The 6849-nt window shown below is 39.7% G+C and carries 6 protein-coding genes; all 6 read right to left on the bottom strand.

Annotated elements, in window-relative coordinates:
• Positions 1–263: 263 nt before the first annotated feature.
• Genes HP439_RS01870 through HP439_RS01845 form a run of 6 tightly spaced genes read right to left on the bottom strand, consistent with a single transcriptional unit; the run spans position 264 to position 6599 of the window.
• Positions 264–1508, bottom strand: a complete 1245-nt coding sequence (locus HP439_RS01870) for a sulfate adenylyltransferase subunit 1 (RefSeq protein WP_172388650.1) — start codon at positions 1506–1508, stop codon at positions 264–266.
• Between the two features lie 33 nt (positions 1509–1541).
• A complete protein-coding gene (gene cysD / locus HP439_RS01865) occupies positions 1542–2432 on the bottom strand; it encodes a sulfate adenylyltransferase subunit CysD (RefSeq protein ID WP_172388649.1) in 891 nt (296 codons plus the stop codon).
• Positions 2433–2438: 6 nt separating this feature from the next.
• Entirely contained in the window at positions 2439–3137 is a 699-nt protein-coding gene (locus HP439_RS01860) for a phosphoadenylyl-sulfate reductase (RefSeq protein ID WP_172388648.1), read from the bottom strand.
• Positions 3121–3714 carry a precorrin-2 dehydrogenase/sirohydrochlorin ferrochelatase family protein gene (locus HP439_RS01855; RefSeq protein WP_172388647.1) on the bottom strand — a complete coding sequence of 198 codons (594 nt, stop codon included), beginning with the start codon at positions 3712–3714 and terminating at the stop codon, positions 3121–3123. Before HP439_RS01855 ends, HP439_RS01860 begins: the two co-directional genes overlap by 17 nt.
• A complete protein-coding gene (cobA, locus tag HP439_RS01850) occupies positions 3714–4478 on the bottom strand; it encodes a uroporphyrinogen-III C-methyltransferase (protein WP_172388646.1) in 765 nt (254 codons plus the stop codon). Before cobA ends, HP439_RS01855 begins: the two co-directional genes overlap by 1 nt.
• Positions 4479–4493: 15 nt before the next feature.
• Complete coding sequence (locus HP439_RS01845; protein WP_172388653.1) at positions 4494–6599, bottom strand: HEPN domain-containing protein; 2106 nt, start codon at positions 6597–6599, stop codon at positions 4494–4496.
• Positions 6600–6849: the final 250 nt, after the last annotated feature.

The following is a 6849-nucleotide window of genomic DNA, read 5'->3' as shown; positions in this document are numbered from 1 at the left end:
ACCAACAATAATCTTCAGAACATCTATAACTACAAATAACAATATAATGTTGAAATACCGGGTAATTAGAGCAATAAGTAACGATTGTTATTTGTCTTATAATTTATATTATGTTAAATAGAAAAGTAAAGAAACTACCCTCGCGGTATCCGATGTCCTCAAGAGCTATAAATTTAGATGATTTAGTGCAACGAAAAATACCTAATAAAAACTGCATACTCAGCTCTTATTAGGCATTCACATATTTCGAACTTTGAATGTTCTTAAGCTACATTGTCAATCATTATAGCGCCAACAGTTAAATTGGTCCTTGGATCTATAATAATGGCTCTAGAATTCTCTGCAAATTCATTTTGAGTATCGAACACAACGTCACCGGCCGCTTTAATACTAACTTTACCGATGTCATTTAGCTTAATCTCACTATCGTATAATTTCTCTTGAGTATTGACGTCAACTTTAAAAAAGATGTCAACAATCTTTATTTTGGTGACCGCGCTATGAGTCTGCAGTAAATAAACCGTGGAAATATCCAGAGGTTTATTATCAAACCAACAAATATTCGCATCGAAATTACGCTCTGCCAAAGCCGGACGATCCGCTGCGACAATTGTGTCTCCACGAGAAATGTCAACATCATCACTTAGGTGTACAATAACTGATTGTCCATCATGAGCTTCCTCCAGAGATTTTTCAGCAAACTCAATACCTTTTACTACGCTGCGCACACCACTTGGTAAAACAACTACCTCTTCACCAATAGATAACCCCTCGCCTATAACACGTCCAGCGTAACCTCTATAATCGTGCAACTCGTCCGTTTGCGGACGCACGACCCACTGTACTGGAAATCTCCATGGCTGCTTTCTGTTATCTTCGAATTCGACAGTTTCTAGATAATTTAAAAGATTGTGACCTTCATACCAAGTCATCCTTTCTGAGTCGTGTACGATATTATCACCCTTCAAAGCAGAAACAGGAATAAAATCCACATCTTTGAGACCTAAATTCGATGCCAATGCTAAGTAGTCGGTCTTAATATTTTCGTAAGCAGCCTGCTCATAATCCACCATGTCCATTTTGTTCACGCAGACCAGAACCTTTTTTAAATCAAGTAACTTGGCTAGAAACGAATGACGTTTGGTTTGTTCTATAACACCTTTTCTAGCGTCAATCAGAATAATAATAAGTTCAGAGTTCGATGCTCCGGTAATCATATTACGGGTGTATTGTATATGACCCGGCGCATCCGCAATGATAAATTTTCTTCTTTCTGTTTGGAAATATTTGTAGGCAATATCGATTGTAATGCCCTGCTCCCGCTCCGCCTTCAGTCCATCTGTCAAAATTGCTAAATCGACAGTACCGTCGTTATTTTTCCTATTCGCCTTTTTAATAGCGTCAAGCTGATCATCCAAAATCGAATTTGTATCATATAATAAACGACCAATTAGTGTACTCTTTCCGTCATCTACCGAACCAGCCGTTATAAACTTTAATATATTCATCTTTGTTATTTCGTTATTATGATCCTCAATTGCCTAAAAATATCCCTGCTTTTTTCGATCTTCCATTGCTGCTTCCGAAACTTTGTCGTCCATACGAGCACCACGTTCACTTACGGTTGAGGCTTTGATCTCTGCTATAATATCATCTAACTCCGTTGCAACAGAATCTACAGCTGCAGTACAAGTCATATCCCCTACTGTTCTGAATCTCACGGATTTATTCTCAACTATATCATCAGCATCGACGTTTAACGCAGGATCAGAAGCCATCCACTGGCCATTTCTTAATACGACGTCTCTTTGGTGACTGAAATAAATGCTAGGCAAGGCGATGTTTTCGCGTTTGATATAGTTCCACACGTCGAGCTCGGTCCAATTTGATATTGGAAAAACACGTACGTTTTCGCCCTTACTAATTTTCCCATTAAAAATGTTCCATAATTCAGGACGCTGCCGCTTTGGATCCCATTGACCAAATTCATCGCGTACAGAAAAGATACGTTCCTTAGCCCTGGCTTTCTCTTCGTCCCGACGGGCTCCACCAATGCATGCATCAAAACCATTTTTTTCGATCGTTTCTAGTAGCGTAACTGTTTGCAAGGAATTTCTGCTCGCGTTCTTTCCTTTTTGTTCCACCGCCTTCCCTTCATCAATACTTTGCTGCACCGAACCAACAATCAGTCGCTCGCCCGTCTGTTCAACTAACCAGTCACGGAACTCAATTGTTTCGGGAAAGTTATGCCCTGTATCGATGTGGACCAATGGAAAGGGAAATTTCCCTGGACGGAAGGCTTTCATTGCTAAGTGTACTAGTGTTATTGAGTCTTTACCTCCAGAAAACAAAAGGGCTGGGTTTTCAAACTGTCCGGCAACCTCCCTTAAGATATATATCGCTTCCGCTTCTAAATGATCTAAATAATCCATTTCTATTTATTTCGTTGTAACATGTAATCCACACTCTTTTTTACTTTTATCTTCCCACCACCATCTTCCGGCGCGAAAATCGTCTCCCGGCTGTACAGCGCGCGTACATGGCTGACATCCAATACTTGGGAATCCCTTATCATGTAAAGGATTATATGGGATTCCATTGGATTTTAAAAACGTTTCTACATCTGAAAGGGTCCAATGAAAAATTGGGTGAATTTTAACAATATTATTAGCCTCATCCCATTCTACCGACTGCATATCCTCTCTGTTAGCCGATTGATCAGCACGGATGCCAGTTATCCAAACTTTAAAACCCTTTATCGCCCGATGTAAAGGCTCTATTTTGCGAATGTAACAGCATTCCTTTCTATTCTCAACGGATTCATAAAAGCTTGAAGGTCCCTTTTGATTTACCATTTCTTCCACAGCAGCCGTATTCGGATAATACGCCTTTATAGGCAATTTATATTTTTCCAGCGTCCTATTCCAAACATAATATGTTTCAGGGAATAGACGTCCCGTCTCCAAGGTGAATATTGATGCTTTACTGCCCGCTTGGGCAATAAGATGCGTTATTACTTGATCTTCAATACCGAAGGAGGTCGAAAAAACAGCATCCGTACCGAAATTATCCTGAATATACCGGATAATGTCAAGCGGCTCTAAATCTGCGATATCGTGTTTAATCTGCGTTATCATATGAATTATTTGATAAAACGTCTTTTGTATGTTTGTTCAATACCCTAACTTTTTCCTGAAAGTCCCCTTTCAATTGATCTCTTAAAGCCCCCATTAATTCGAGGGTCTCATCTATCTCTTCGGGGAGAAGCTCATTTAAAAATTCTTTTATTCTCTTCGCTATAGTTGGAGATTTCCCATTGGTTGAAATTCCAATCCTTAAATTGCCTTTTGTAACAACAGAGCCTAAATAAAAATCACAAAGATCTGGTTTGTCGGCAACATTCAAAAGAATGTTTTTCTCCTTTGTTAGTTGACGAATGTAATCGTTTAAGGCCGTATTGTTCGTTGCTAGAAGCACTAAATCCACACCATCTAAATCGCTCTCCATAAAAACACGTTCCGAAATTTTAATGCGTTCATTTCCATTAACTAACTGAGGAATTCCTTTATTTACTTCCTTCGCTACAAGGTGAACTTGCGCACGCGGCGAATTTGCAAGTATCGCCTGCAACTTCTCTAAACCGACAGCGCCACCACCTACTACTAACACTTGGATAAGATCGAGTTTTACGTAAATAGGAAATAATTCATTCATTATATCGCCAGTGATTGTATCTTTTCTTTAATTTCCTTAAACGCGAGGTGCTTGGATACAACTTCTCCAAGAACAATGATTGCGGGCACACCAATCGTCTTCTTATTTGACTCTTCAATAATCGTATCAATAGTTCCTAATGCAATTCGTTCATTTGGCAGTGAACCATTTTGAATTAAAGCAATTGGAAGTTCGCCACGACCATTTTCTTTATACAAAGCAATAATCTGGTCTAGTTTTGCATGTCCCATCAAGACCACAACTGTGGCATTTGTCTTCACCGCAGTATATAAATCTTCAGACAAGTGCCCGTCCGAAGTCGCACCAGTGATAACCCAAAAACTCTCACTAATCCCTCTATAAGTAAGTGGAATTTGCTGTAATCCGGTAAGTCCGATCGAAGATGAAATTCCAGGAACTACCGCTGTTGGTATATTGAACTGACGCACATAATCAAGTTCTTCTCCACCCCTGCCAAATACAAATGGGTCACCTCCTTTCAAACGAACGACATGCCCATGAGTCAGTGCATAGTCGACGAGCAATTTATTAATATAATCTTGTGATGTCGAAATACGTTCTGCACGTTTACCAACATAAATTTTAGTACAAGAAGGTTTCGCATGCTCCAAGACCTCTAGGTTAACTAGTGCGTCATATAATATTACGTCAGCATCCCTTATCGCTTTGATTCCTTTCAAAGTAATTAAATCTGGATCGCCCGGACCGGCGCCAACGAGTGTGATAAATGGTTTACCTTGCATCTCTTCTCTTTCTCTCTATGATGTCGCTACACGAGACTCTTCTCTCTTATCCGCTCCCTCTAAATGGAATGCCGTTGCTTGTAATATATAAGTATCGGCGAATTCTTTCGAAGGCTCAAATTTATTAATTTGTAATACACGTTCTGCAAATGTCGCAGGAAAATCAAAAATACCAGTTTTTACGTATTTTTCGTCAAATTCATTTATTACCGCTATTTGTGTACTGGCATTCACACCTTTATCAAGTAACAACGCTTTTGCTGTTGATATAAACGAACTATAAGCGTGGTATATCGCATCTGCGTATAAGCCTTTTTCAACAGCTGTTTTAGCAAATTCAAGTTTCTCTTCCGACTCAAATAAAAGTGTCGAAACTAAGTCGATCACAACGCCCGCGCATTCACCGACACCAATTGCTGTATTATAGACTTCATTTCGTCCCCAATCGACAAACTCATCTTCAGTTAACGTACTCAAGTCTGCGATAGGTTTCAATAGACGATAAAAATAATCTTTTGTCTGGCGATCGTAATAGGCGTGGAAGTTTTCACTCTCCAACTTATTTACTTTGAAGTCTTCCAAAACAGCATCGACCACCTGAGGGACACGCTTTGTTGGCACTTTCGTGATACGATCTGAAATACGGCCAAGCCCCCCCCCTACGGTGCCACCACCCATCATGACTTGAGCTGCAGGCAATACGCGCCCACTAGCTTTCAGTGAGCTACCGTGAAAACCAATATGCGCCAAACTATGTTGACCACAGGAATTCATACAGCCAGATATTTTAATTTTCAGATCCTGTTCGTATATAAATTCGTTATGGTGAGTCGTTACATGATGTTCCAAAACGCGAGCCATCTCCGTAGAATTCGAGATCCCCAGATTACAAGTATCTGTTCCCGGACAGGTCGTAACATCTGCGGTACTGTTATATCCAGTTGCTGCATACCCTAAACTGTGTAATACATTATAGATATGCGGTAAGGACGATTCGCGTGCGAATTTTAACAATAGATTTTGATCTTGCGTAATTCGCATATCGTCAGCAACGTGATCACGAATTGAATTTACAAGTATTCTCGCTTTATCTGTAGGAATATCGCCAGTTGGCACGCGTAAGTAAACTCCATAAAACCCCTTTTGTTTTTGTTCGAAAACGTTCGTAGTACGCCAAATTTCGTATGACAATGGATCTACCGGAGTTACATCTATATTAACTTCTTTAGGTGGCTCAGGAAGCAAGATACGGGACCTATCGAACACGTATTGTTTACTTTTGATCGCGATCCGCTCTTCTTCTACTAAACGTAAAACTTCTTCGATACCAAGCTTCTGCACAACATACTTAAATCTCGCTTTATTTCTATTGTTCCGCTCACCGTAGCGATCGAATACACGAATCGTCGCTTCGATCAAAGGAATAACTTCATCCTCTGGTAGAAAATCATATATCTTATTTGCCAAAATCGGTTGCGCGCCTAATCCTCCACCGTACATTACGGTAAATCCGCGTTTCTCTTGGCCATCAACATTTTGGATTTTCGCTATAAAACCAAAATCTTGTAAATAGGAGAAAGCTGTATCCTTGTCACTTGAAGAGAAGCCTATTTTAAACTTCCGCCCCATTTCTGCGCAGATCGGGTTGCGAACCAAATATTCAAAGGTCAATTGCGCATACGGCGAAATATCAAATGCTTCATCGGGATCAATTCCTGATTGCGGAGATCCTGTTACATTACGAACGGTATTCCCACATGCCTCACGGATAGTCATCTCGTCTTCGGCTAATTTCTCCCATAATTCTGGAGTGCGATCAAGACTAACAAAATGGATCTGTATATCTTGACGCGTAGTTAGATGTAGATTACTACTCGCAAATTCATCAGAGATATCTGCAACCTTGAGAATTTGTTTAAAAGTGATTTTACCATAAGGTAACTTGATCCGAACCATCTGCACTCCAGGTTGACGTTGGCCGTATATACCTCGCGCTAGACGCAATGATTTAAATCTATCCTCTACTATGTTCCCATCTCTATACGCGCGGATCTTCTTCTCTAACTCAATGATCTCCTTTGCAACAACTGGGTTTTCTATTTCTGTACGAAAGCTCTGCATATTAACTTCTCTCTCAATTAACACTTTATCATTTAACAGTGTAAAACACTGTCTTCTTTTCAATAACTTACCAACAAAGTTAAAAAATATTTATCTACTTACCATATAATATCTATCAATTTACTATATATTTATAAAAATATTATTTTACGCTTCTCCTCGGAAAGAAAGCAATTGTTATCTAGGGCAGATAATCGGGGTTTTGTAACGTTATTATACCAACGAAAAGAAAGCACTCTTTCCGTTTTCG

The organism is Sphingobacterium shayense, from assembly GCF_013179575.1.
Lineage (GTDB): Bacteria > Bacteroidota > Bacteroidia > Sphingobacteriales > Sphingobacteriaceae > Sphingobacterium > Sphingobacterium shayense.
This window is presented reverse-complemented; position numbering and strand designations above follow the sequence as displayed.